General features: G+C 66.9%; 26 protein-coding genes. 15 read left to right on the top strand and 11 right to left on the bottom strand.

The genetic code is table 11. From position 1 onward, the window contains the following. The first annotated feature begins 93 nt into the window (after nt 1–93). From AB0I14_RS06270 to AB0I14_RS06250, 5 genes are read left to right on the top strand one after another with little or no spacing between them, the layout of a single operon-like run. Nucleotides 94–1,740, top strand: a complete 1,647-nt coding sequence (locus AB0I14_RS06270; protein ID WP_358017526.1) for an AMP-binding protein — start codon at nt 94–96, stop codon at nt 1,738–1,740. Then, nucleotides 1,737–2,753 (top strand): alpha/beta hydrolase, encoded by a 1,017-nt coding sequence (locus AB0I14_RS06265; RefSeq protein WP_358017523.1) that lies wholly within the window; start codon nt 1,737–1,739, stop codon nt 2,751–2,753. Before AB0I14_RS06270 ends, AB0I14_RS06265 begins: the two co-directional genes overlap by 4 nt. 20 nt (nt 2,754–2,773) lie before the next feature. Continuing rightward, entirely contained in the window at nt 2,774–3,571 is a 798-nt protein-coding gene (locus tag AB0I14_RS06260) for an SDR family NAD(P)-dependent oxidoreductase (protein ID WP_358017520.1), read from the top strand. Further along, nucleotides 3,571–4,344, top strand: coding sequence for a glucose 1-dehydrogenase (locus AB0I14_RS06255; protein WP_358017517.1), 774 nt, complete (start codon nt 3,571–3,573; stop codon nt 4,342–4,344). The genes AB0I14_RS06260 and AB0I14_RS06255 overlap by 1 nt, the downstream gene beginning before the upstream one ends. A 17-nt stretch (nt 4,345–4,361) precedes the next feature. Continuing rightward, nucleotides 4,362–5,450 (top strand): abhydrolase domain-containing 18, encoded by a 1,089-nt coding sequence (locus AB0I14_RS06250; RefSeq protein WP_358017514.1) that lies wholly within the window; start codon nt 4,362–4,364, stop codon nt 5,448–5,450. Nucleotides 5,451–5,462: 12 nt separating this feature from the next. Here AB0I14_RS06250 and AB0I14_RS06245 read toward each other — a convergent pair whose 3' ends face one another. The 4 genes from AB0I14_RS06245 to AB0I14_RS06230 all read right to left on the bottom strand — a co-directional run bounded on the left by AB0I14_RS06245 (nt 5,463) and on the right by AB0I14_RS06230 (nt 8,867). Continuing rightward, entirely contained in the window at nt 5,463–6,527 is a 1,065-nt protein-coding gene (locus tag AB0I14_RS06245) for a zinc-binding dehydrogenase (RefSeq protein WP_358017511.1), read from the bottom strand. Continuing rightward, the gene (locus AB0I14_RS06240; RefSeq protein ID WP_358017508.1) at nt 6,527–7,723 is read right to left on the bottom strand and encodes an LLM class flavin-dependent oxidoreductase; all 1,197 of its coding nucleotides are present in this window, start codon (nt 7,721–7,723) and stop codon (nt 6,527–6,529) included. The genes AB0I14_RS06245 and AB0I14_RS06240 overlap by 1 nt, the downstream gene beginning before the upstream one ends. 87 nt (nt 7,724–7,810) lie before the next feature. Continuing rightward, nucleotides 7,811–8,449, bottom strand: a complete 639-nt coding sequence (locus AB0I14_RS06235) for a TetR/AcrR family transcriptional regulator (RefSeq protein WP_358017505.1) — start codon at nt 8,447–8,449, stop codon at nt 7,811–7,813. Between the two features lie 43 nt (nt 8,450–8,492). Then, entirely contained in the window at nt 8,493–8,867 is a 375-nt protein-coding gene (locus AB0I14_RS06230; protein WP_358017502.1) for a DUF952 domain-containing protein, read from the bottom strand. Between the two features lie 159 nt (nt 8,868–9,026). Here AB0I14_RS06230 and AB0I14_RS06225 point away from each other — a divergent pair, with 159 nt between their 5' ends. After that, nucleotides 9,027–9,218 carry a hypothetical protein gene (locus AB0I14_RS06225; protein WP_358017499.1) on the top strand — a complete coding sequence of 64 codons (192 nt, stop codon included), beginning with the start codon at nt 9,027–9,029 and terminating at the stop codon, nt 9,216–9,218. A 64-nt stretch (nt 9,219–9,282) separates the two neighbouring features. After that, nucleotides 9,283–10,275 (top strand): YihY/virulence factor BrkB family protein, encoded by a 993-nt coding sequence (locus AB0I14_RS06220; protein WP_358017496.1) that lies wholly within the window; start codon nt 9,283–9,285, stop codon nt 10,273–10,275. Here AB0I14_RS06220 and AB0I14_RS06215 read toward each other — a convergent pair. Further along, the gene (locus AB0I14_RS06215) at nt 10,265–10,501 is read right to left on the bottom strand and encodes a DUF3039 domain-containing protein (RefSeq protein ID WP_358017493.1); all 237 of its coding nucleotides are present in this window, start codon (nt 10,499–10,501) and stop codon (nt 10,265–10,267) included. The genes AB0I14_RS06220 and AB0I14_RS06215 overlap by 11 nt on opposite strands. Before the next feature lie 78 nt (nt 10,502–10,579). Here AB0I14_RS06215 and AB0I14_RS06210 point away from each other — a divergent pair, with 78 nt between their 5' ends. The 3 genes from AB0I14_RS06210 to AB0I14_RS06200 all read left to right on the top strand — a co-directional run bounded on the left by AB0I14_RS06210 (nt 10,580) and on the right by AB0I14_RS06200 (nt 13,009). Further along, on the top strand, nt 10,580–11,008 hold the full coding sequence (locus tag AB0I14_RS06210) for a DUF3099 domain-containing protein (protein WP_358017491.1): 429 nt from the start codon (nt 10,580–10,582) through the stop codon (nt 11,006–11,008). Nucleotides 11,009–11,125: 117 nt separating this feature from the next. Further along, a complete protein-coding gene (locus tag AB0I14_RS06205; RefSeq protein WP_268952398.1) occupies nt 11,126–12,115 on the top strand; it encodes a sigma-70 family RNA polymerase sigma factor in 990 nt (329 codons plus the stop codon). A gap of 204 nt (nt 12,116–12,319) precedes the next feature. Then, nucleotides 12,320–13,009 (top strand): iron dependent repressor, metal binding and dimerization domain protein, encoded by a 690-nt coding sequence (locus AB0I14_RS06200; protein WP_358017488.1) that lies wholly within the window; start codon nt 12,320–12,322, stop codon nt 13,007–13,009. 4 nt (nt 13,010–13,013) lie between these two features. Here the strand turns inward: AB0I14_RS06200 and AB0I14_RS06195 are convergent, their stop codons facing one another. Then, nucleotides 13,014–14,081 (bottom strand): DUF4192 domain-containing protein, encoded by a 1,068-nt coding sequence (locus AB0I14_RS06195; protein WP_358017485.1) that lies wholly within the window; start codon nt 14,079–14,081, stop codon nt 13,014–13,016. Between the two features lie 179 nt (nt 14,082–14,260). On the opposite strand from AB0I14_RS06195, the gene sthA reads away from it, so the two are divergent. Then, entirely contained in the window at nt 14,261–15,667 is a 1,407-nt protein-coding gene (sthA, locus tag AB0I14_RS06190; RefSeq protein ID WP_358018984.1) for a Si-specific NAD(P)(+) transhydrogenase, read from the top strand. Here sthA and AB0I14_RS06185 read toward each other — a convergent pair. Next, complete coding sequence (locus tag AB0I14_RS06185) at nt 15,661–16,488, bottom strand: serine protease (RefSeq protein ID WP_358017482.1); 828 nt, start codon at nt 16,486–16,488, stop codon at nt 15,661–15,663. The two genes, sthA and AB0I14_RS06185, sit on opposite strands and share 7 nt — an antisense overlap. A 171-nt stretch (nt 16,489–16,659) precedes the next feature. Between AB0I14_RS06185 and AB0I14_RS06180 the strand changes: the two genes are divergently transcribed. From AB0I14_RS06180 to AB0I14_RS06170, 3 genes are all read left to right on the top strand, one after another. Beyond that, nucleotides 16,660–17,685 (top strand): PAC2 family protein, encoded by a 1,026-nt coding sequence (locus AB0I14_RS06180; RefSeq protein WP_358017479.1) that lies wholly within the window; start codon nt 16,660–16,662, stop codon nt 17,683–17,685. 36 nt (nt 17,686–17,721) lie between these two features. Next, nucleotides 17,722–18,744 (top strand): alpha/beta hydrolase, encoded by a 1,023-nt coding sequence (locus AB0I14_RS06175; protein ID WP_358017476.1) that lies wholly within the window; start codon nt 17,722–17,724, stop codon nt 18,742–18,744. A gap of 66 nt (nt 18,745–18,810) precedes the next feature. After that, on the top strand, nt 18,811–19,497 hold the full coding sequence (locus tag AB0I14_RS06170) for a PhzF family phenazine biosynthesis protein (protein WP_358017473.1): 687 nt from the start codon (nt 18,811–18,813) through the stop codon (nt 19,495–19,497). A gap of 1 nt (nt 19,498) precedes the next feature. Here the strand turns inward: AB0I14_RS06170 and nrdR are convergent, their stop codons facing one another. Both nrdR and AB0I14_RS06160 read right to left on the bottom strand, forming a co-directional pair. Then, on the bottom strand, nt 19,499–19,954 hold the full coding sequence (nrdR, locus tag AB0I14_RS06165; RefSeq protein WP_019348288.1) for a transcriptional regulator NrdR: 456 nt from the start codon (nt 19,952–19,954) through the stop codon (nt 19,499–19,501). Nucleotides 19,955–20,118: 164 nt separating this feature from the next. After that, complete coding sequence (locus AB0I14_RS06160) at nt 20,119–20,700, bottom strand: LysM peptidoglycan-binding domain-containing protein (RefSeq protein WP_358017468.1); 582 nt, start codon at nt 20,698–20,700, stop codon at nt 20,119–20,121. A gap of 198 nt (nt 20,701–20,898) precedes the next feature. Between AB0I14_RS06160 and lexA the strand changes: the two genes are divergently transcribed. Next, on the top strand, nt 20,899–21,618 hold the full coding sequence (gene lexA / locus AB0I14_RS06155; RefSeq protein WP_358017466.1) for a transcriptional repressor LexA: 720 nt from the start codon (nt 20,899–20,901) through the stop codon (nt 21,616–21,618). A gap of 48 nt (nt 21,619–21,666) precedes the next feature. Here lexA and AB0I14_RS06150 read toward each other — a convergent pair whose 3' ends face one another. Continuing rightward, the gene (locus AB0I14_RS06150; protein WP_358017464.1) at nt 21,667–24,012 is read right to left on the bottom strand and encodes a hypothetical protein; all 2,346 of its coding nucleotides are present in this window, start codon (nt 24,010–24,012) and stop codon (nt 21,667–21,669) included. A gap of 188 nt (nt 24,013–24,200) precedes the next feature. After that, nucleotides 24,201–25,361: an acyl-CoA dehydrogenase family protein gene (locus AB0I14_RS06145; RefSeq protein ID WP_358017462.1), complete on the bottom strand. Its 1,161-nt coding sequence runs from the start codon at nt 25,359–25,361 to the stop codon at nt 24,201–24,203. Nucleotides 25,362–25,415: the final 54 nt, after the last annotated feature.

Raw genomic sequence — 25,415 nt, 5'->3', positions numbered from 1 at the left:
TCTTATCGAATCGTGTGTCCCAGTAGACACGCTGTCCCGCCCAGCGAGACTCTGGGACCCGCTGCCGGCCCGGTGCGACCTACCGTTTGCGGCATGAAGCGAGCTAATCCGCGCACATCCAGCCTCGCCGCCAGGGTCAACCGGTTCCGGGTGATCGCCCGCAGCCTCGCCGTGCTGCGCGAGTCCGGCCTGTCGGGCGGAGCGGCCGACGGCATCCAGCAGGCAAAGCTGGTCCGCCAGTTCGGGGGCTTCGCCGCCGTGATCGAAAGCGCCGCCAACCGCGATCCCAACGCCATCGCCATCACCGACGAATGGGGCGAAGTGACCTTCGCCCAACTCAACGGCCGGGTGAATGCACTTGCCCGGGCCTGGAACTCCCGCGGCATCGGTGCGGGCTCGGTCATCGCGGCGCTGTGCCGCGACCACCGCGGCCTGGTCACCATCCTGGCCGCGACCGGCAAGGTCGGGGCACAACTGCTGCTGATGAACACCGGATTCGCCAAGCCGCAGCTCGCCGACGTCGCGGCCCGCGAAAAGGTCAACGTGCTGATCCACGACGAGGAGTTCACCGACCTCGTCAGCGCCATCGATCCGGGCGTGCGCCGCTTCCTGGCCTGGACCGACGAGCGCTCGACATCCGACGTCGAGGGTTCGCTGGAGGGCCTGATCGACGCCACCTCGCCGGCTCCGGTCGCCGCACCCGCCAAGCCGGGCGGCATGACGCTGCTGACCAGCGGCACCACCGGCACGCCCAAGGGCGCCCCGCGCGGCAAGACCTCTCCCCTGTTCTCCGCTCAGCTGCTGGACCGGGTGCCGCGCCGCCGCGGTCAGACCTGCATGCTCGCCGCACCGATGTTCCACGGGACCGGGCTCGGCCAGGCGGTGCTGTCGCTGGCGCTGGGCAACCGCCTGGTGCTGCGGCGCAAGTTCAACCCGGAAGAGACGCTGCGCGCGGTCCAGAACCACCACTGCGACGTACTGGTCGTGGTGCCCACGATGCTGCAGCGAATCCTGGCCCTGCCCAAGGATGTTCGCGACAGCTACAACACGTCGTCGCTGAAGATCATCTTCGTCTCGGGCTCGGCCATGCCACCCGATCTGGTCAAGCGCACCCTCGCCGAGTTCGGCCCGGTGCTGTACAACCTGTACGGCTCAACCGAACTCGCGGTCATGACCGTGGCGATGCCCGAAGATCTGAAGCACGATCCGCGCACCGCGGGCCGGGCCCCGGTCGGATGCGCGGTCCGCCTGTACGACTCGGCGGGCAGCGAGATCACCGAACCGGGGGTGATCGGACGGGTTTTCGCCGGCAGCGACGTGAGCTTCGCCGGTTACACCGACGGCCGCACCAAAGAGTCGATCGGTGGGCTGCAGAGCAGCGGTGACGTCGGCCACTTCGACGACACCGGCCGGCTCTACATCGACGGCCGTGACGACGACATGGTGATCTGCGGTGGCGAGAACGTCTATCCGCTGGAGGTCGAGAACCTGATCACCAGCCATCCGGAGGTCGACGAGGTGGCGGTGATCGGGGTCAGTGACGAGGATTTCGGTCAGCGGCTCAACGCGTATGTGGTGCTGAACGACGGGGCCACCCTGGGCGCCGATGAGATCAAGGACTATGTGCGGGCGAACCTGGCCCGGTACAAGATTCCCCGGGACGTCGAGTTCCTGAACAGGCTGCCCCGCAACGCCACCGGCAAGGTGCTGCGCGGCGAGTTGACCGGCGGTTCCAAGTGAGCGACTCGGACATCCAAGACGACACCATGAAGCAGGAGGTCGCCGGCCGGATGGGCGACGCGTTCGCCCCCATCCTCGAAGGCGGCAGCGATCCCATCGCGGCGGCTGCCGAGGTGCGGGCGAGGCTCAAGGCCAGCCGCCGTCCGGCCCGGCCCATGCAGGTGGGCCACGTCGAAGACCGGGCCATCCCGGGACCCACCGGCGACATTCCGGTGCGGATCTACCATCCGCTGGCCCGCCACGATTCAGGCACGGACTTCCGCACCGACCCGGACGCCGGACTGCCGGTCCTCGTCTACTTCCACGGCGGCGGATTCGTGCTGTGTGATCTCGACTCACACGACTCGTGTTGCCGCAGGCTCGCCAACGGCATCGGCGCAATCGTGGTTTCGGTCGACTACCGGCTGGCTCCCGAGCATCCGTATCCCGCCGCGGTCGAAGACGCCTGGGCGGCAACCGAATGGGTGTCTTCGCATGCCGTCGAACTCGGCGGTGACCCGGCCCGGCTCGTGATCGCAGGCGACAGCGCGGGCGGCAATCTGGCTGCCGTGGTCGCGATGACAGCCCGGGACCGCGGCGGCCCGGCCATCGCATTCCAGGTGCTGATCTACCCGGTTGTGGATCAGCGTCGCAAATCGTCGCTGTCCAGCCCGCACACCAAGAGCGGGGTGCTGACCGCTGCGCACATGCAGTGGTTCACCGCGCAGTATCTGGGTGCCAGCGGCGCCCAGGCCGAGGTGTCGGCATCGCCGATTCTCGGTGATACGACCGGGCTTCCGGATGCGCACGTGTTGACCGGAGCCCTGGATCCGCTGTGCGAGGAGGGCGAGGAGTACGCCCGGATGCTTGCCGCCGGCGGCGCGAAAGTGAGCGTCCGGCGTTACGAGCGAGGCTTCCATGGATTCTTCAACCTCGCCGACCATCTTCCCGCCGCGGCCGAGGCCACCGAAGACGTGTGCACCGTCGTCCGCGACGCCCTGAATTCCGAACTGAACAACCAAGACCACACCTGAAAATCACTGAAAGGCAACCCATGAAGCTGAGGAACTCCCGCGCTCTGGTCACCGGCGCGAGCCGCGGCCTGGGCAAGAGCATCGCCGAGGTGCTGGCCGCACGCGGCGTCGACGTCGCCGTGGTGGCGCGTGACGCCGAGTCGCTCAACCTGCTCGCCAAGGAGATCGGCGGCAAGGCCTACCCGACCGACCTGGGTGACCCGGCCGCCGTCGAGGCACTGCTTGACCGGGTCGAGGCCGACGGCCCGGTGGACATCGTGATCAACAACGCCGGTATCGACCACGTCGGCCGGTTCCACCAGGTCAGCCCGGAGCAGATTCGTAACCTGTTGCAGGTCAACCTGGCGGCTCCGATGGACCTCTGCCGCCAGGCGATACCTCGCATGGTCGGGCGTGGGCGCGGCCACATCGTCAACGTGTCCTCGATGGGCGCCATCTCCCAGGGGCCGGGACTTACCCTGTACGGCACGTCGAAGGCCGGGCTGAGCCACTTCACCGCAGGTATCCGCGGCGAGTTGCGGGGCAAGCCGGTCGGCACCACGCTCGTGCAGGTCGGCGAGGTCAAAACCGACATGATCGACCACATCCGCGCATTCGGTCCGGCGCGGCGCACCATCGAGCGATCGATACGGTGGCGGATGATTCCGCGCGACCAGTTGGACCCGGTCGTGGTTTCAGAGGCCATCGCCGATGCCATCGAGAACAACCGTCGCCACGTCATCCTGCCGCGCAACATCGTTCCGATGGCGAAGTTCACCGAATTCCCCCGCCGTGTCTCCGAACTCATGCTGACCGGCATCGACCAGGACAACGACTGATGGCCGGCGTCGACCTGTCCGGCAAGGTCGCGATCGTCACCGGGGCCGCCCGCGGTCAGGGTGAGGCCGAGGCGCGGTTGTTCGCCGCGCTGGGTGCCAAGGTGGTGCTGACCGATCTCCTCGTCGAGGATGGTCAGCGCGTCGCCGAGTCCATCGGCGCTGCCGCCCGCTTCGTCCGCCACGATGTCGGCAACGAAAATGACTGGCGCGCAACGGTCGACACCGCGATCAGCGAGTTCGGCCGGGTCGACGCGCTGGTCAACAACGCCGCCATCTGCAAGGTGGTGCCACTGGCCGAGCAGGACACCGAGGGATTCGAACAGATGCTGCGGGTCAATCTCATCGGCGCCTTCCTCGGCATGCAGGCCGTCACCGAACCGATGAAGGCCGCCGGCGGCGGATCGATCGTCAACATTTCGTCACAGGCGGGTGTGCAGGGGCTGGCCGGCTACACGGCGTACGGCGCCTCCAAGTGGGGTCTTCGCGGTATGTCCAAGGTCGCGGCAATCGAGCTGGGCCCGTTGGGCATTCGGGTCAACACCGTCTATCCCGGCATGATCGACACCCCGATGATCGCCCACCTCGAGGTGGAACGCGGACTCGGCGGCCATCCCGGTGCGCCATTGACCCGTGTCGGCACTCCCGAAGAGGTCGCCAACGTGGTCGCCTTCCTCGCCTCGGATGCGTCGTCATACATCACCGGCGCCGATCTGACCGTCGACGGTGGGGCCAGCGCGGGCCGGATTCCGGTGACGCCGGTCCACACCAACTGAGCCGAGCGAGATTTCCGTTGCCTGACAATCGGCGTTCCGACTGCACGACCCTGACCCAGCGGTTGTCCATCGCGCCACACGTCGCGATCGACGAGGCGATCCTCGCCGTCATGCGTACCCGGCAGCCGAAGGTGTCCCCCGACGCCGCGGCTGACCGGATCGCCGCCGAGATCGCCGCCGCAGCCGCGCTGTTCGAGGAGCGCGGCTGGGTGGCGGCGCCTGCGACATACCATCGCACCCCGCCGCCGTTACGCGATGCCGATGTGCTCGAGCTGCGTACCCGCACCGGCCCGCTGCGTCATGAAACCATGACGTTCGCATCGGATTTCACGCCGCGAGCGGTTGAGCCCGGCGCCGCGCGCTGGCCTGGGAACGACTGCAATGGAACAGCTTTCGTGCGGCTGTTGCGTCAGCGCGATCCACACGCACCGTGGGTGGTCTGCCTGCACGGCTTCGGCATGGGCTCGTCCCGGTTCGACCTCGCCGTGCTGTGGGCGACCTACCTGCATTCGAAATTGGGATTCAACGTCGCGCTGCCGGTGTCACCGTTGCACGGCCCGCGGCGCACCGACACCGACGGCCAGTTGCTGTCGCTGGACCTCACGGCGATGTTGCACGGAATCACCCAGGCCCTGTGGGACGTCCGCCGCCTCATCGGTTGGATCCGGTCCACCAGCGATGCCCCGGTGGGCGTCTACGGCCTGTCACTCGGCGGCTTCCTGGCCACCATGCTCGCCGGCCTGGAACCGCTCGAGGCGGTGGTTGCGGCGTTGCCGTTCGCCGATGTGCTCGGGCTGATGGAGCACCACGGGCCGCCTGCCGAATACCACTCGCTGCTGCGTTCCGCGAACGCCCGCAACACATTCCGGGTGGCATCCCCGCTGACGGTACCGGCAGTGGTGCCGGCCGATCGGCTGTCGTTGTTCGCCGCCCGCGGGGACCGACTCATCCCGGTGGACCAGTCCCGCGCACTGCATCACGCCTGGCGTGACGGCTCGGTCCACTGGACCAACAGCGGCCACGTCGGGTTCACGTGGTCGCGGCAGGCGCGGGGTCTGGTGGGCCAGCGGCTGCGCACCGCACTGAGCGCTGAGCAGCACCGCTAGCCCACCGCCACCTCACTGTCCGGGCAGCACCAGGATCTTGACGTGGGCCTCGGGGTCGCGCAGCGCCTCGAACGCATCGCCCAAGCCATCCAGACCGACCCGCCCGGTGATGATCGCGTCGGCGTCGATCTCGCCGGCTGCCAGCCGTGCCAGCACCTTCTCGTAGGCCTGGTCGTAGTGGCCGTGCCCGAAATTGATCGCGATCTGCCGCATCTGCGCGACCACCGGGAGGATGGTCTCCTCGGCGAACGGCGAGGCCACCACCTGGATGCGCGAACCCCACGGCAGCGTGTGCGTCAGCGAGTTGAGGGTGCCCACCCGTCCGCTGCACTCGTAGGCGATCAGCAGGCCCTGCGGATCGGCCCCGCCGGTCTTGCCACTGCCCAGCAACTCGTTGTAGAGCGCGATCGGATCCTGCTCATTGGGGTCGACGACGATGTCGGCGCCCATCTTCGCGGCCAGCTCGCGGCGCTTGGGTGACGGCTCCGAGGCGATGACGGTGTGTGCGCCGGCAGCCTTTGCGGCCAGAATCGTGCCCAGACCGATCGATCCGCAGCCGATCACCAAGGCTGTGTCCGCCGGCGTCAGACCGGACTGCTGCATGTGCATCTCGCCGACGTGGAGCGGCTCGGCCAGGGCGGCGTGCTCCAGCGACAGGCCGTCGGGCACGTGCCGGACCCAGAAGGCGTCAACGACGATGAATTCGCCGAAGGCCCCGTGGTATTCGTTCGAGTAGCCGATGATCGTCGGCATCCCGGTACCTTGCTCCGTGGTGATGCCGAGCCCGGTGACCCGGTCGCCCTCAGCGAAATCCTCGACACCCGGGCCCGTTTCGACGACGGTGCCGGCCCACTCGTGACCGAGCACCACCGGACGGGTGGCATCGAACACCGCGAACGGGTAGCCCGCACCGGCAGCCACCTCGACGAACCGGCACGGATCCTTGGACATGCTCAGATCGCTGCCGCAGATGCCGCAGACGGCAACCTTGATGCGCAGTTGCCCGGGCCCGGCGACGGGCGGTTCGGTCACATCGGTGACGGTGAATCGCCCGTCGAAGTACTCCGCCGCGCGCATCACGCCCCCTGCCCGGCGAGCTGCTCGGCAGGCTGGCCGTAATAGTCGGTGTGTGCCTTGGTGATTGCGCCGATGAGGCCACCGAGAAGGTACTCGCTGTTGTCCTCGGCGAACTGCAGGCTGGCCTGCCGGCCGACGTTGCGCTTCTTGAAATGCGGGACGACCTCGGAGGCGAACAACTCGTAGCTGCGCAAGGTGTCATCCCAGCTGGCCATGTCCACATGCATGATCAGCAGGGTGCCGAATCCGCCGGTCTTCTCGATGAGGCGCTCGATCTGTGCGATCGCGTCCTCGGGGGTGCCGATGATGACCTGGCCGAACTCGCCCAGGTTGTCGGTGCGCCACTGGTTGATGATGCCCTCGGGGGTCTGAGCCCAATCGGGGTTGATGCCCTGCTGCCGGTTGACGTATTCGGCGATGGCGTGGATCCGGCGGCTGACGGCCCGTTCGGCCTCGGCCCGGGTCTCGGCGATGAAGATCGGATTGACCAGGCGCCAGGTGGCGCGGTCCGCCTGGTGGCCGTTCTCGGCCGAAACCTTCTCGTACACACCCCAGTTGCGGTCGAGCACGTCGAATCCGCTCGGTGAGCTGGCAGCCAGCGACAGCAGCGACAACCCGTGCGTGCCGGCGAGCACCGACCCATTCGGCGAGATGGTCGAGGCGGTCGCCACCTCGATGCCGGCGGGGTCATAGGTCGGCAGCTGGGCCCGCGCATCGCGCAGGGTGAACCAGTCGGTCTCCATGTTGACGACCTCGCCGCGCAGCAGCCGCAACACCGCCTCCAGTGCCTCGCCCTGCATGCGGCGCTGGTCGATCGGGTTGATTCCCATCATGTGCGCGTCCAGCGGGATCTTGCCCGGCCCGGTGCCGACGATCAGGCGTCCGCGGGTCTGCAGATCGAGCTGGGTGATGCGGTCCGCGGTGACCAGCGGGTGGTGGTACGGCAGCGACATCACGCCGGTGCCGAATCGGATCCGCTCGGTGCGCTCGGCCGCTGCCGCGATGAACACGTCTGGCGCAGGGACGATTTCGGATCCGGTCGAGTGGTGCTCGCCCATCCAGGCCTCGTCGAAGCCGAGATGGTCGAGGTGCTCCATCAGGTCGATGTCGCGGCGCAGCTGCAGCGCGGGATCAGCGTCGAGGGGATGGTAGGGCGCCAGGAACGCCCCGAACTTGATCGAACTCGAATTCCACATGTCCGGCACATTATCTGGATCGGTTGATTGGATCAAGTGATCCAGAAATTTCGGCATGCGAAGGCCCGTCCGTACCGCCATGATCGGTCAGGCCCCGAGCAGCCGATCGACCCCGCCGACGACGAAACTCACCAGGTCTTCGTAGAAGTCCCGCAGTTCGGCCTCGTCCAGGCGGCTCCCGTTACGGCGCCATTCGTCGGCCCGGCTCAGCGCCTGGATGAAGTTCATGATCGAGATGGCCCAGCGCAGTTCCAGGCGCGCCTGGTCCGAATCGGGAAACGTCCGCTGCACCTGAGCGAACAGTTCGTCGGGCAGGTGCTGCTCGGTTTCGAGCATCACCGGATGGTTCTCCTGCGAGATCTGAGCGATGATCTTGATCCACCGCATCCCCCGGACCCGGTGGCGGAGCAACAGTTTCAGATACGGCTCGGTGACCGCCCGGACAAGGGCGTCAGCACTCGGCGCGACCGGGTCGGCCGCGAGCAGCGCGACGTTGGCCGCGATCTCGTCGCGCACCGGCGCACCGACATCGGTGAGCACCGCGCGCAGCAGGTCGTCCTTGGATCCGAAGTGGTAGTGCACCGAGGCCGCGCCGAGCCCCGCGGCCGCATTGACCGCCCGGACCGACACCGCATCCACCCCCTGGGCGGCGAACAATCGTTCGGCAGCCTTCACCAGGCGCAGCCGCGTGGCCGCGCCCTGCCGGTTCTGGGCCGCGACAGACACCCGACGAGCATGTCACGCGCCGAGCGGGCTGCTGAGCTGCGCTCTACGACGACGGCGTGTCGCCGGCCAACGGCGCGAACCGTCCCTCGGCGTCGGGTGCATAGGTGGTGGTGGTCATCACAGCGTCCACCGGCAGCGGACCGTACAGATGCGGGAACAACATCGCGTCGGGGTCCGTCGGAACCCCCGGTTCCCAGCGCACCGGATCCGCCAGCTTGGCCGGATCGATGTGCAGCAGCACCAGGTCGCCGCGTCCGGAGTAGAGCCGGTTCGCCGGCAGATGCACCTGCTCAGGAGCCGAAAGGTGGACGAAGCCCTGCACACTCAGCGAGTCCGGACGATGTTCCCCGCTACGCTGGGCGCGCGTCCAATCCTCGACACTGCACAAGTGAACCAGGATCCGCGGCGATGGATGCATAGCGTCAGCTTGCCCGGCCAGCAACACGGCAGCCAAGTGAGACACGACACACCGGTGAACCCTTGGGGAACAAGGCCGGAATCCAAAACGTCTGACAGAGTAGACATACGCAATCAAGGCGCCTTTGCCAAGATGCGAAGCGCAGAAGACGGAGGAGCCATGAACGCAACTCTGATAAGCCCGGAGCTAACCAGAGCCGATCGCTGCGATCGTTGCGGTGCGGCCGCACGCGTGCGCGCGAAGCTGCCTTCGGGGGCCGAGCTGCTCTTCTGCCAACATCACGCCAACGAGCACGAAGCAAAGCTGGTCGAGCTGGCCGCCGTGCTGGAGTCCAGCGCGGCAGACGCCTGACCGCCACCGGTCGGCACCACCCGCCTGGGCAGGAGCACGTTTCGTCAGTAATGCTTGACTGGTCATGACTGGCCAGCCGCTTCCAGTACCACCATCACGCCACCACATCTGGCATATCACTCGACGCACATTGTCGAAGAGCTGGGACGACTCCATTTTCTCGGAGTCGGCACAGGCGGCGTTCTGGTGCGCGTTGTCATTGCCTCCTCTGCTACTGGGGATGCTCGGCAGCCTGGCCTACATCGCACCGTGGTTCGGGCCGGACACCCTGCCGACGATCCAGGATCAGCTGATCAACGCGGCGAACAGCTTCTTCTCCCCCAACGTCGTCAACGAGATCATCGAACCGACGATCCGCGACATCGTCAGGGGCGCCCGGGGCGAGGTGGTGTCGGTGGGTTTCGTGATCTCGTTGTGGGCCGGGTCGTCGGCGGTGTCGGCGTTCGTGGACTCGATCGTGGAGGCGCACGATCAGACACCGCTGCGACATCCGGTGCGTCAACGGTTCTACGCGTTGGGCCTGTACGTGATCATGCTGGTCTCTGCGATCGGGGTGGCGCCGCTGCTGGCGCTCGGGCCGCGGGCGGTCTCCGAGCACATCCCGGACAGCTGGGACAACGTGCTGCGGTACGGCTACTACCCGGCGTTGTTCCTCGCGGTGCTGGTGGGCGTGACTGTGTTGTACCGGGTATCGCTGCCTGCTCCGATTCCGACGCACCGCCTGGTACTCGGCGCCGTGCTGGCGACCGTGGTGTTCCTGGTCGCCACGTTCGGGCTGCGGATCTACCTGACCTGGATCACCAGCACGGGATACACCTACGGCGCACTCGCCACACCGATCGCGTTTCTGCTGTTCGCGTTCTTCCTGGGTTTTGCCATCATGCTCGGCGCCGAACTGAACGCGGCGATACAAGAGGAGTGGCCCGCGTCGGACACGCACGCCAGGAGACTGCGGGAATGGCTGGAGGACAAGGCCCACAACGGCGGGGCTCAGGCACCGGCAGAAACACCTGCGCCCGAGCCGGCCGAGCCGCCGCTACCGCCGCCTACTTCTTGAGTGCTTCGTAGATCTTCTTGCAATCCGGGCACACCGGCGAGCCGGGCTTGGCCGCCTTCGTCACCGGGAAAACCTCGCCGCACAGCGCGACCACATGCGTGCCCATGACAGCGCTTTCGGCGATCTTGTCCTTCTTGACGTAATGGAAGAACTTCGGGGTGTCATCGTCGGTCCCGTCGTCGACGCGTTCGTCGGTGTCCGGGCGCTCGATGGTCTGGGTCTGCATACGATTCATTCTGCCTGGATGCGGGGCATAGGGAAATCCACCTGCCACGACCCGGTCCAGATGTGGAACAGTAGAGGCATGAAACAAAGCCACGAGCTGAGTTTCGACGACGATTTCGGCGACGATTTCGGCAAGGAAGCCCGCCCGGTTCTCATCACCAAAGCCGCACCCGCCTACGAAGTGCAGCACCGCCAGCGCGTCCGCAAGTACCTGATGTTGATGGCCTTCCGCATCCCGGCCCTCATCCTGGCCGCCGTCGCCTACAACATCTGGCAGAACGGGCTCATCTCGCTCGCCATCATCGTGGTCTCGATACCGCTGCCCTGGATGGCGGTACTGATCGCCAACGATCGTCCCCCTCGTAGCGCCGAGGAGCCACGGCGTTACGCCGGCCGCGGCGAGCGGATCCCGCTGTTCCCCACCGCGGAGCGTCCGGCGTTACAGAGCGACGCTTTTATGCCACCGCAACCGGACCCAGCGCGGTCCGACCACGATGACCCCAGCTGAGTGCCTTCTTTCACCATTCTCAGGACATTCTCAGGTCGATCCGGAAAAACTGCAGCTCAACGGGCATGAATCCGGAGATCAGCGGGAACTCTCATGACGCTTACGACGTTGTAGATCATGACAGTTCGAGCTGATCAGGAGGCCGTCATGGCAAATGCCACCACAAGCCGCGTCGACAGTGATCTGGACGCCCAGAGCCCTGCCGCCGACCTCGTGCGCGTGTATCTGAACGGCATTGGCAAAACGGCGTTGCTCAACGCCGCCGATGAGGTAGAGCTCGCAAAGCGCATCGAGGCGGGCTTGTACGCCCAGCACGTTCTGAACACCAAGAAGCGCCTGGGCGAGAACCGCAAACGTGACCTGGCCACCGTCGTCCGCGACGGCGAGGCAGCGCGTCGGCATCTGTTGGAGGCCAACCTCCGCCTGGTGGTGTCGCTGGCGAAGCGCTACACGGGACGCGGAATGCCGCTGCTGGACCTGATCCAGGAAGGAAACCTGGGTCTGATCCGCGCGATGGAGAAGTTCGACTACTCCAAGGGCTTCAAGTTCTCCACGTACGCCACGTGGTGGATCCGGCAGGCGATCACCCGCGGGATGGCGGACCAGAGCCGCACCATCCGTCTCCCGGTCCATCTGGTCGAGCAGGTCAACAAGCTGGCCCGGATCAAGCGTGAGATGCACCAGAACCTTGGCCGCGAGGCCACCGACGAGGAACTGGCCGAAGAGTCCGGCATCCCGGTCGAGAAGATCAACGACCTGCTGGAGCACAGCCGCGATCCGGTGAGCCTGGACATGCCGGTCGGCACCGACGAGGAAGCCCCGCTGGGCGACTTCATCGAAGACGAGAACGCGATGTCGGCCGAGAACGCCGTCATCTCCGAGCTGCTGCACACCGACATCCGCCACGTGCTGGCCACGCTCGACGAGCGTGAGCAGCAGGTGATCCGGCTGCGGTTCGGCCTCGACGACGGGCAGCCCCGCACCCTGGATCAGATCGGCAAGCTGTTCGGCCTGTCCCGCGAGCGGGTCCGCCAGATCGAGCGTGAAGTGATGTCCAAGCTCCGCAACGGCGAGCGCGCCGACCGCCTCCGCTCCTACGCCAGCTAGACCTCCCTGAAAGATGTGCCCCGCCGGTTTCCGGCGGGGCACATCGCACATCTGGGTGTTTCCGGGGCCTCGCCGGCCGGTTGCAGGCCGATGTCCTGGGGTTTTCCCTCAATGTGTGAGGTGCCCGACGCCCCGACGTTGCGCCGCAGTTCAAGAGCCGGAAACGGTAGACTGTGCGGTGACGTTGGGGCTGGGAAGGCGCGCATGAACGATCTGGTCGACACCACCGAGATGTACCTGCGGACGATCTACGACCTCGAAGAAGAGGGCGTGGTGCCGTTGCGTGCCCGCATCGCCGAACGACTCGACCAAAGCGGTCCGACGGTCAGCCAGACGGTGTCGCGCATGGAACGCGATGGTCTGCTGCATGTCGCCGGCGACCGCCACCTGGAACTGACCGACAAGGGCCGCGCCCTCGCGGTTGCCGTGATGCGCAAGCACCGGCTGGCCGAGCGGTTGCTCGTCGATGTGATCGGGTTGCCGTGGGAGGACGTCCACGCCGAGGCATGCCGCTGGGAGCACGTGATGAGTGAGGACGTGGAGCGGCGCCTGGTGCAGGTGCTCGACAACCCCACCACCTCGCCGTTCGGCAACCCCATCCCGGGCCTGTCGGACCTCGGCGTCGGCGCGGCAGGGTTCGACGATGTCAGCCTGGTCCGGCTCACCGAACTCCCGGTCGGGTTGCCGGTCGCCGTGGTGGTCCGCCAGCTCACCGAACACGTCCAGGGCGATACCGAGCTCATCAGCCGACTCAAGGATGCCGGCGTGGTGCCGAACGCGCGGGTCACCGTCGAGGCCACCGACCACGGCGGCGTGATGATCGTGATCCCGGGGCACGAGCAGGTCGAACTCCCCCATCACATGGCGCACGCGGTCCGCGTCGAGAAGGTCTAGCCACTCAACCAGCCCTACGCCGCCACGTCCGCCGAGGCGGCAGTTGCACGCCGAGCTGTTCGGCCAGCCGATAGCCGGTGACCGCCAGCTCCCGGATCCGCTCCGGCCGCATGCCCGCTTGCAACGCGGTGTCGAGCATGCCGGCCATCCGGTGCGTCGGCCGCGCCTCCAACGCGGCGTCGAGCGATACCCCTGCCAGCGGCCCGTCACCCCGCGCATACGCGGAAAAGGCGAGTAGGACAAGCGCTTCGGCACGCCACGGGTCGGGCATGCTGCGGGCCAACAGCGCCCACAACGCTTCGGCCTGCTCGGCGCGCTCCCCGACCGCCAGCGCGTAGAGCGTGTCGCGGACCCTGGGATCGGCCAACCCGACGGCCAACCGCGCCAGCTCGGCGCTACCGGGTCGATCCCCTTCGGCAACCTGCACCGCGGCATGCATCGCGGCCTCCACGTCACCACGCACCTCGGCGTCGGGCCGGGTATCCGGATACCCAGGCCGCTGCGCCACGAGAGCCAACGGCCGTTTCATCGCGTCACTGGCGATCGGATCCGGCCGGATCACCTGCAGCAGTTCGTCACGGCTGGCATAGAGCCGACGACCATCCAGCACCGCGGCTGCCGCCAGCGGCGAAGCACCCGGGTCATCCACGCACCCCTGCTCGCCACAACCGTCGGCGCAGTGCCAGGATCCGCCGGCAGCCACTTTGTCCACCACATGCGCGGCGTAGAGCTCGATGCCGTCGGCGGCAAGGGCCTGGTCCAGCACCGCCACCAAGTCGCGGTAACGGTCGTCGCACACCCGGCAGTCCCGACTGTGGTCGTCCACCACCACGGCGATCACCGCGTCTACGCCGGCGTTGGCTGCGAGATCGACCAGGTGCTCGACGCGTCCGGTCATGTCCTCGGCCAGATCGGCGCGCATGACACAGCCCAGCTCGCCCCGGTCGACAGTGACCAGGACGAGGCTCTTGTGCGGGACGAAGCCGAGCACCGCGGGCAGCGCGGCGATCAGCGCACCGGGGCGGGTGAGGTGGAAGTCGAACTCTGGCGAGGAGGGCGATGGTGTTGTCATGGCCCGACGGTGCCAACCTGCGCCGTCACGAACCCCCGCCCGAACCGGGCGGTTGCCGCCGGTTGGGGATGGACCCTGCGCTGGGGATAACCCCGGGGACCATTTGTTCACCCGGTATTCGGCGGCAGCCAGATGCGCCGATCCGGCAACCCCGCGTAGACAGTTGATCCATGGGTTCGATGCAGGAGTACGACCTCGTCGTCATCGGTTCGGGTCCCGGAGGCCAGCGCGCCGCCATCGCCGCGGCAAAGCTCGGTAAGACCGTGGCGGTGATCGAGCGGGGCATGATGCTCGGCGGGGTGTGCGTCAACACCGGCACCATTCCGTCCAAGACGCTGCGCGAGGCCGTCGTCTACCTGACCGGCATGAGCCAGCGTGAACTCTACGGCGCGAGCTACCGCGTCAAGGACAAGATCACGCCCGCCGATCTGCTGTCGCGCACCCAGCACGTCATCGGCAAGGAGATCGACGTCGTGCGGTCGCAGCTGATGCGCAACCTCATCGAGCTGTACACCGGGCACGGCCGGTTCTCCGACGAGCACACGATCGTCGTCGAGGATCCCACCCGCGCCGAATTGGTCACTGTCCGTGGCCGTTTCATCGTCATCGCCACCGGGACCAAACCGGCCCGGCCGGCCGGGGTGAAGTTCGACGACGCGCGGGTGCTCGATTCCGACGGCATCCTCGATCTCAAGGAACTGCCCACCTCGATGGTGGTGGTCGGCGCCGGGGTCATCGGCATCGAGTACGCCTCGATGTTCGCCGCGCTGGGCACCAAGGTCACCGTGGTCGAGAAGCGTGACAACATGCTCGAGTTCTGCGACCCCGAGATCATCGAGTCGCTGCGCTTCCATCTGCGCGACCTCGCGGTGACGTTCCGGTTCGGCGAAGAGGTGACCGGCGTCGACGTCGGCCCGTCCGGCACCGTGACCACCCTGGCCAGCGGCAAGCAGATCCCCGCCGAGACCGTGATGTACTCGGCCGGACGCCAGGGCCAGACCGATCACCTCGACCTGGCCAACGCCGGCCTGGAAGCCGACAACCGCGGCCGCATCTACGTCGACGACAACTTCACCACCAAGGTGGACCACATCTACGCCGTGGGTGATGTCATCGGATTCCCGGCGCTGGCCGCCACCTCGATGGAGCAGGGGCGGCTGGCCGCCTACCACGCCTTCGGCGAGCCCACCAAGGGCATGATGAGCCTGCAGCCGATCGGCATCTACTCGATCCCGGAGGTGTCGTTCGTCGGGGCCACCGAGGTCGATCTGACCAAGGACTCGATCCCCTACGAGGTCGGGGTGTCCCGGTACCGCGAACTGGCGCGCGGCCAGATCGCCGGCGACTCCTACGGAATGCTCAAGCTGTTGGTGTCCACCGAGGACCTGCAGGTGCTCGGGGTTCACATCTTCGGCACGAACGCCACCGAGATGGTCCACATCGGGCAGGCCGTGATGGGTTGCGGCGGCACCGTCGAATACCTCGTCGACGCTGTATTCAACTATCCGACGTTCTCGGAGGCCTACAAGGTCGCGGCGCTGGACGTGATGAACAAGCTGCGCGCGCTCAACCAGTTCCGCTACTGACAGTCCGATTCGAGGGCCGCGGGCGCCGCGTCGCCGGGGCCATCGGCCTCGGCCCGGGACAGCAACCGGGCGATCCGGTCATCGAAGCGCGGTGAATAGGACACGTCGTCATCGCAGCCGCCGCCGTCGAGTCCGCCGACCAACCCGGTGACCGTCGATCCCGAAACCCACGGGGCGCCACTGAAACCGTCGGTCACGCCCGCACAGGCCAGCGCCGGGAACCCCTGCAGTGACGACTCGGTCGCGCCTCGACACGCCATTGGGCTGCCGCCCTCGCCCATCGGGTAACCGGTCACCGTCACCGGGCTTCCCGCCGCGGGCGCCGACCCCAGGGTCAGTCCGCCGCCGGACTCGGCCAGCAGATTCGCGGTGGAATCCCCTGTCACCCGCACGATCGCGTAGTCGGCCTGAGGGTCCTGGTTGGCGAGCCAACGTGAGTCCAGGTACACGCTGCGGACGTGCCAGGTGTCGCCGGCGCCCGCACCGAAACCGGGGACGAACGTCGTGTCGACACCGTCCAGCAGGCAGTGCGCGGCAGTGAGGATCAGGTCCGCCGACGGGCTCGCCAAGACCGACCCGCTGCAGGTATGCGTCGTGGTGTCGCCCAGGAACAACGCCCCCACCCGCCGATCCGGCGTCACAGACTCGACCCCGGCCTGCGACAACGCGCTCGCCGCTGCCGGCGTGCTGCTCGGTGGGGCCGTCGTGAGGTTGGCTGCCGCCCCGCCGGCAGTGGTGCCCGGAGGAACGGTGCACGCGGCCGTCCCGACAGCCATCAAGGCCGCCGCGACGGTGAACTTCGCCATCAGGGTCACGCGCATCATCACGATTTTGCCTGATCGCGGAGATAACTGCCGGAATGCCGGCCCCGGCCCGGCGCGTTCGAACGCACAAGCGGGGCGGAACGAACCCGCCGTCCGGGTATGCGGGACACTAGATGACACGGCGGTAGGCCGTCACAGCGTCCTACCGCAGCGAGGAGACGAAGCCAGATGACCGACAGCAGCGACACCCCCGACCAGCACTACCAGCCCGACCAGAGCGGTATGTACGAGCTTGAGTTCCCGGCTCCGCAGTTGTCGTCTTCTGATGGCCGCGGCCCGGTGCTGATCCATGCCCTGGAGGGGTTCTCCGATGCCGGCCACGCGATCCGGCTGGCCGCCGAACACCTCAAGGACACCCTCGACACCGAACTGGTGGCCTCCTTCGCCATCGACGAGCTGCTCGACTATCGGTCGCGCCGGCCGCTGATGACGTTCAAGACCGACCATTTCACCAGCTACGAGGAACCCGAGCTGAATTTGTACGCGCTCCACGACGACGTGGGCACGCCGTTTCTGCTGCTGGCCGGCCTGGAGCCGGACCTGCGGTGGGAACGGTTCATCACCGCGGTGCGGCTGCTCGCCGAGCAGCTGGGGGTGCGACGGGTGATCGGGCTGGGCACCATTCCGATGGCGGTGCCCCACACCCGCCCGGTAATGCTCACCGCGCACGCCAACGACAAGGAGCTGATCGCCGACCACACGCCGTGGGTCGGCGAGGTCCAAGTTCCGGCGAGCGTCTCCAACCTGCTGGAGTTCCGCATGGCCCAGCACGGGCACGAAGTGGTCGGTTACACCGTGCACGTTCCGCACTACCTGGCCCAGACGGCCTACCCGCCGGCCGCCGAGGCGCTGCTGGCCGAGGTGGCCCGGACCGGTTCGCTACAACTGCCGCTGGAGAAACTGTCCGAGGCCGGAGCCGAGGTGTACGGCAAGATCAACGAGCAGGTGGAGGCCAGCGCCGAGGTGGCTCAAGTGGTGACCGGGTTGGAGCGCCAGTACGATGCGTTCGTTGCCGCACAGGAAAATCGGTCTCTGCTGGCACGTGACGAGGAACTGCCCAGCGGTGACGAGCTGGGAGCCGAGTTCGAACGGTTCCTCGCCCAGCAGACCGGTGACAAGTACAAAGACGACAAGTACAAAGATGGACGGGACGGCTTCGGCGACGGCTTCCCGAACGGCGACAACCACACATAGCAGCCCGACGTCGGGCCGAGGGCGAGGTTGACCAGCATGACCGAGCGCAAACCCCATCTGCGGACAGTTCGCGAGCTCACCCCGACGCTCGAATACCGCACGATCCACGGATACCGGCGGGCCTTCCGAGTCGCCGGGTCCGGGCCGGCGATCCTGCTGATCCACGGTATCGGTGACAACTCCACCACCTGGCACACCGTGCAATCGGCGCTGGCGCAACGGTTCACCGTGATCGCCCCGGATCTGCTCGGCCACGGCAGCTCCGACAAGCCGCGTGCGGACTATTCGGTCGCGGCCTACGCCAACGGGATGCGCGACCTACTCAGCGTGCTCGACATCGACCGGGTGACCGTGGTCGGTCACTCGCTGGGCGGTGGCGTGGCCATGCAGTTCGCTTACCAATTCCCGCAGTTGGTGGACCGTCTCATCCTCGTGGGCGCCGGTGGGGTCACCAAGGATGTCAACATGGCGTTGCGGGTCGCCTCACTCCCGATGGGCACTGAGGCGCTGGCGCTGCTGCGCCTGCCCCTGGTGCTGCCGGCGTTGCAGTTGGCCGGCCGGGCCGCGGGCACGGTGTTGGGCTCAACCGGGCTCGGCCGCGACATCCCCGACATGCTGCGCATCCTGGCCGATCTGCCGGAGCCGACGGCATCGTCGGCGTTCGCCCGGACCCTGCGCGCCGTCGTGGACTGGCGTGGTCAGGTGGTGACGATGCTGGATCGCTGTTACTTGACCGAATCGGTTCCGGTCCAGTTGATCTGGGGTGAACGAGATTCGGTCATCCCCGTCAGCCACGCCGAGATGGCGCACTCCGCAATGCCCGGTTCCCGGTTGGAGATCTTCTCCGGGTCCGGGCATTTCCCGTTCCACGACGATCCCGACCGCTTCGTCGAGGTGGTCGAACGCTTCATCGACACCACCGAACCGTCGATCTACGACCAGGATCGGCTGCGTAGCCTCCTGCGCAGCGGCCGCAGCGAATCGGCGATCAGCGGGTCCTTCGACACTCAGATCGCGGTGCTCGACGCAATGGACGCGGACGAGCGCAGCGCAACCTGAGCCGCTCACCCGGACGGGTCCGGACAGTCCGCCCGGCGAGCGCGTGATGCGACGTAGCATCGGGTCATGGCCATCGACGTCACCGTGTTACGCGTATTCACCGACGCGGACGGCAAGTACGGCAATCCGCTGGGAGTAGTGGACAACAGCACTGTCGCTCCTGCCGATCGCCAGCGGATCGCCACCGAATTGGGTTACAGCGAAACGGTATTCATCGATCTGCCGCAGCCTGGCGGCAACTCGGCCAATGCCCACATCTTCACCCCGGTCACGGAACTGCCGTTCGCAGGGCACCCCACGGTGGGCGCATCGTGGTGGCTGCGCGAAACCGGGTTGCCGGTCAACACATTGCGGGTGCCGGCCGGGATCATCCAGGTGGAATATGACGGCGATCGCGCCGTGGTCAATGCCCGCTCGGAGTGGGCATCGGAGTTCGCGATCCACGACTTGTCTTCCGTCGACGAACTACTCGCCGCCGAGCCCGATGATTTCGCCGATGCCGACGAGAACTACCTGTGGGCCTGGATCGACGAGGAGCACGGCACGCTACGAGCCAGGTCGTTCGCCCCGCACCTGGGGATCCCCGAGGACGAGGCCACCGGGTCCGCAGCGGTACGGATGACGGATTATCTGAGCCGGGATCTGACGATCATCCAGGGGAAGGGTTCGGTGATCGAGACCCGCTGGAATCCGGAGGGCTGGGTTCGTCTGGCCGGCCACGTCGTCAATGACGGCACCACCCGACTGGACTGAATTACGCCTCGGCGCGGTGCGCCCGCAGCGCCTCGATCTCGCGCTCGAAGTCCTCGGCCGACGAGAACGACCGGTACACCGAGGCGAATCTCAGGTAAGCGACCTCGTCCAGTTCCCGGAGCGGTCCGAGAATCGCCAGGCCGACCTCATGGCTGGGGATCTCCGGCGTGCCGAGGCCGCGGACCGCGTCCTCGACCTTCTGCGCCAGAACATTGAGCGCATCGTCGTCGACCTGCCTGCCCTGACAGGACCGGCGCACTCCACGGATGACCTTCTCCCGACTGAAGGGCTCGGTCACCCCGCTGCGCTTCACCACGGCCAGCACCGCGGTCTCCACGGTGGTGAACCGCCGTCCACACTCCGGGCACGATCGCCGGCGCCGAATGGCCTGGCCCTCGTCGGTCTCGCGCGAATCGACCACACGCGAATCAGGATGACGGCAGAACGGACAGTGCATTACCGCTCCTTCGTCATGCCGCCGGACAACTAGCTCGAGCGCCCTTGAGCGTACCCGCGATGCCCGCGGCAGACTCACCGCCGGGTCCAGTGGCGCGTAGGTGCTCACTCCGACACCGACCAGTGTGGCTGCCGGCCATGACGATTCAGCGGCCATTGCGCTGCTCAGCCAACCGGCGCGAGCAATGTCTGCCCGGGGTCGACCGCCGCGGATTCGAGTTGGTTGAGGTCTCGGATCTGCTCGACGACCCGGGCCACCGGAGCATCCGGGGCGACCCGGCGAGCCACCTGCTGCAGCGTCTCCCCTGATTTCACCTGGACCACCGCGAGCTCAGCCGGCTCCGGGCTCTCGGTCCCCATCACCCCGCCGAATTGGGCCACCAGGCCAAGCCACACCGTGATACCGGCGGCGACCAGGGCCAGCAACACCGTCGTCGCCGGCGTGATGGGCCGACTGCGATGCGATGCCCGCGACATCAGCACTCCGGTTCCGCGGTAGCGGACCGCACCGGCGGCGGGACGGTCGGGCGCCGGCCGCTGCACCGGGCGCACCCGGCGCACCGGCCTGGCCGTACCGGTACCGAAGGTGGCGGTGCCCCTGGTGCCGGCACCGCCACGAGTCCGGACGCGCTGCGGTGGGGACTGTGGCACGGCCCGAACAGCGCGGGAACGGCTATCGGCGGGGATATCGATGATCGCCATCTGACTGCCTTTCGGTGGGACGGTTTCGCTCTTGTGTTCGAACATACTCGCTCAGGTGTTCGATTGATAGAACATGTGATCGAACTGTTGCCAAACGATAGAACGCGGCACCGACAAGTTCGGGCCGCCAACCCGCACACGGGTCCGGAATCGCGTCCCCACGCGCCCCACCAGCAGACACGCCCGCAACACGCCTCGAACACATGTTTGATTAATGTTCGATCAACGACTACATTCGGCCACATGAGCGACGACCGCAGCAGGGACGGCAAAACCGACAACCCGGCCGGATCGGACGGCGCGGGTCCACGCCGGGCCGAGGGGCTCACCGACCGGCAACGCACCATTCTCGACGTGATCCGCGCGTCGGTCACCAGTCGCGGCTACCCGCCGAGCATCCGCGAGATCGGCGATGCGGTCGGTTTGACCTCGACCTCGTCGGTCGCCCATCAATTACGCACCCTGGAACGCAAGGGCTACCTGCGTCGGGATCCCAACCGACCGCGCGCGGTCGACGTGCGCGGCGCCGACGATCCGACGGCCGCCGCGCTGGTGTCCACCGACGTGGCCGGCTCCGACGCGCTACCCGAACCGACCTTCGTGCCGGTGCTCGGACGTATCGCCGCCGGCGGCCCCATCCTGGCCGAGCAGGCTGTCGAGGACGTCTTCCCGCTGCCCCGCGAACTGGTCGGCGAAGGATCGCTGTTCCTGCTCAAGGTCGTCGGTGACTCGATGGTCGATGCCGCCATCTGCGACGGTGACTGGGTGGTGGTGCGCCAGCAGAGTGTGGCCGACAACGGAGACATCGTGGCCGCCATGATCGACGGCGAAGCCACCGTCAAGACGTTCAAGCGGACCCGCGGTCAGGTCTGGCTGATGCCGCACAACCCGGTATACGACCCGATCCCGGGCAACGACGCCGCGGTGCTCGGCAAGGTCGTCACCGTGATCCGCAAGATCTGACCGACGAGGCGGACCCGGCTCCACCGGATGGTTGCCGGGTCCTGCCGCTCAGTCCGTGCGCACGAACCCGTTCGTGCGGGCGAATTCCTCACTGGCGAACCAGATCTCGGCCACTGCATCGTCGTATTCACTGCTGTCCGGTGCCCAGTACCGGCCGGACTTGGTATCCGCCTTGATCGGATAGCCCTCCGGCGCGCGGTTCGGGTCCTCCAACGGTAGATGGATGGCGGTGGCACTGGGTATCTCATCGAGTTCGATGGCGGCATGGCGTCCGCTGTGGGCCTCACTGCTGTAAGCCTCACCGCCGTGGGCCTCACCGCTGTAAGCCTCACTGCTGTAGGCCTCTACCTCGCTGATGACGCGGGTGGGCGCGGTGTCGACGTTGTCCTGATCGCTCGGCACTGCCAGGCCGCTCAGCGCCGCGAAACCCTGCGCCTCGCGCACTCCGCCGACCGGACCGCTGAGTGACCCGGTGTCCGCCTGGTCCTCGTCCACAAGCTCCGCTTCGATGTCGTCGACATCGTCGCCCTCGGCGACTTCCTCGAAGTCGGCGTCGATGGGCGTATCGAGGTCCTCGTCGTCGAAGTCGTCGTCCTCGAAATCGTCATCGTCATAGTCGTCATCATCGTCATAGTCGTCGAAGCCCTGTTCCGGGCCGGCCAGCTGCGAGGAATCCTCCGGCGGTTCCTCGTCCTCGCCGGGCGTCCCATAACCACCGGCCCCTCCGTGCGGGGCCGCCCATTGACTCACCGGGATGGCGATATCGGTGGGCCCGTCGAACGGAGACGCCGCCCCTCCTGATTCCTCGCCCGGCCCGGCGAACCGCGCCGTCGCAGCCTCGCCGCCGCCATAGGCAGCGCTCGGCCCATAGCCGTTCGCCGCATCGGAGCCGCGATCATCGCGGTACTCATCCTGGTCGTACCCACGCGAGCCGTAGCGGGCGTCGTCGTAACGGTCCTCGTCGTAGGACGAATCCCCGGGTCCGCCGTCGTAGTCATCGTCGAACGGGTCATGGTCGAAGTCGTCATCGCCGCCGGCGCGGCGACGGTGCCATAGCGCGGCCCCCACGATCAGCCCGGCGAGCAGCACAACCGGGACCACCGCGATCAGCCACCACCAGCTCCAATGCCAGGAGAACGGCTTCTTGTTGTCCGCATCGGAGGGCTGCGGCCCCGAGGCCGGGGTCTGCCCGAGTCCGGGAACCTGCAGTCCACTCAATTCGGAGGCGAGTTTCGACGGCTCGGTGGTGAACTTGTTGGCGTCGCGGTCCCACGAGATCACTCCCCCGCTGAACCGCTGGCTGATGACATTGCCGTCTTCGGTCTGGTCGGCCATGGGGGCGCCCAATGCGCCCTTCGCCCCACCGAGCTTCTCCCAGGCCGCGTTCATCGCGCCCCGCACGATCACCGCGCCGTAGTCGGGAGTCCAGAAGATGACGGGGTTGTCGGTCGCGGCGAAGGTGCTGATCCGGCTGTTGGGACCCAACCCGCCCTCAGACTCGCTGGTGGTCGGGAAGCCCAGATCGCCTTCGGGTCCACCGACGCTTTCGTACTTCTCGAGCAGCTGACCGGTGATGGCGTTGGCTCCGGTGGCCGGGCTATAGAAGATCTTGCCGCCGGCGTACTTCTGGCCGAACCCGCCGTCGCCGATCGGATACTGGTCGCCGTCCTTGGCTCCCAGTGGTCCCATCACGCCACCTGCCTCGCGACGCGCGGCGGCGATCGACGCCGCGGGATCCGACGGTACATCCAGGCCGCCAAGCTGATCGGCCAGTTCCGGCGGCTCGGTGGTGAATGCCTTGGTCTTGCGGTTCCAGGAGATCTCTCCGCCGGTGAACTTCTGTGAGATCACATCGCCGTCGAACATCTCATCGTCGGAGGGGACGCCCAGCACTCCGGCGGAGCCGCCGAGCTTGTCCCACGCGGCATTGATGGCACCCCGTACCACCCGGGCACCGGTGGACGGAGTCCAGAAGATGACCGGGTTGTCAGGCGCGCTCAGGGTCGAGTTGCGGCTGTCAGCGGCACGCCCGGCACCTTCATCGATGGTGGGGAATCCCATGTCGCCGTCGGCTGGACCGCCCAACGACTCGTACTTCTCCAGGATTGCGCCCTGCATGAAATGTGCGCCGGTCGCCGGGGTGAAGAACATCTTGCCCCCGGCGAAGTTCTGCGCGAAGCCAGAACCCACCGCGTACACGCCGCCCTGCCGCGGCCCCAGCGGGCCGCCGTCGCCACCGTTGGCGTCCCAGGCGGCGGTGACCGCCGCGTCGGCATCCGACTCCGGGCTGGCCGAAGCCACCGCCGGCACCACCAATGCAGCGACCACGAGTGCGAGCAGGCCGACCGCCAACCGCCACACGGCCGCGTTCAGCCTTGCTCCCGGCCTAGTCATGCGCACTCCCCACTCGTTCGGCAAAGTTTTCTTAGAAATGTCCCGCCCGGACAACTTTGCGTCAGCACGTGACGATAACCAAGGAACGTGGCCGATCATGACCAAAAAAGCCCCAATATCTGGGTCTGACGGCCCAGAATTGGGCTTTTCGGGGCGTCACCTGGCGTAAATCGGGGGCCGATGGCCCGCTAGACGCCCAGACCGCGTCCGATGATCTCCTTCATGATCTCGGTCGTCCCGCCGTAAATGGTCTGCACGCGCGCATCCAGGTAGGCCCGCGCGACCGGGTACTCGCGCATGTAGCCGTAACCGCCGTGCAGCTGCAGACAGCGGTCGATGAGCTCAACCTGCTTCTCGGTGGAGTACCACTTGGCCATCGCGGCCTGCTCCACGGTGAGCTTCTCGTCCAGGTGCAACCGGATGAACTCGTCGACCATGATCCGCACCACGGTGGCCTCGGTCGCCAGTTCGGCCAGCAGGAAACGGCTGTTCTGGAAGCTGCCGATGGGCTTGCCGAACGCCTTGCGCTCCTTGGTGTACTGCACCGTCTGCTCCAGCACCGCCTCCATCGCGGCGGCGGCCATGATGGCGATCGAGATGCGTTCCTGCGGCAGGTTCTGCATCAGGTAGACGAACCCCTGCCCCTCCTCGCCGAGCAGGTTCTCGACAGGCACCTTGACGTCGGTGAACGACAGTTCGGCGGTGTCCTGGGCCTCCAGGCCGATCTTGTCGAGGTGTCGGCCCCGTTCGAAGCCCTCCATGCCTCGCTCGACCACCAACAGCGAGAAGCCCAGAGCACCCTTCTCCGGGTCTGTCTGAGCCACCACGATCACCAGATCGGAGTTGATGCCGTTGGTGATGAAGGTCTTGGACCCGTTGAGCACGTAGTGGTCACCGTCGCGGACCGCGCGGGTCTTGATGCCCTGCAGGTCGCTGCCGGTACCCGGCTCGGTCATTGCGATCGCCGTGATCAATTCGCCGGTGCAGAACTTGGGCAGCCAACGCTGCTTCTGCTCCTCGTTGGCGAGCCGCAGCAGATAGGGCGCCACGACATCGTTGTGCAGGCTGAAGCCGATACCGCTGTACCGCCCGGCCACGGTTTCCTCGCAGACGATCGTGTTGTAGCGGAAGTCGTCATTGCCGCCGCCGCCGTACTCCTCGGGCACCGCCATCCCGAGAAAGCCCTGCTTACCCGCCTCCAACCAGACCCCGCGGTCGACGATCTTGTCCTTCTCCCACTGGTCGTGGAACGGCGCGACATGCTTGTCCAGGAATGCCCGGTAGGACTCGCGGAACAATTCGTGCTCGGGTTCGAACAACGTGCGCTCGTACTTCACAACACTGCCCATGGCGTTACCTCCGGTACTGGTTACGGATTTGGGGCCAACCTATACCAACCGGGT

It is taken from the genome of Mycobacterium sp. NPDC050441 (assembly GCF_040655355.1).
In the GTDB taxonomy this organism is placed as follows: domain Bacteria; phylum Actinomycetota; class Actinomycetes; order Mycobacteriales; family Mycobacteriaceae; genus Mycobacterium.
This window is presented reverse-complemented; position numbering and strand designations above follow the sequence as displayed.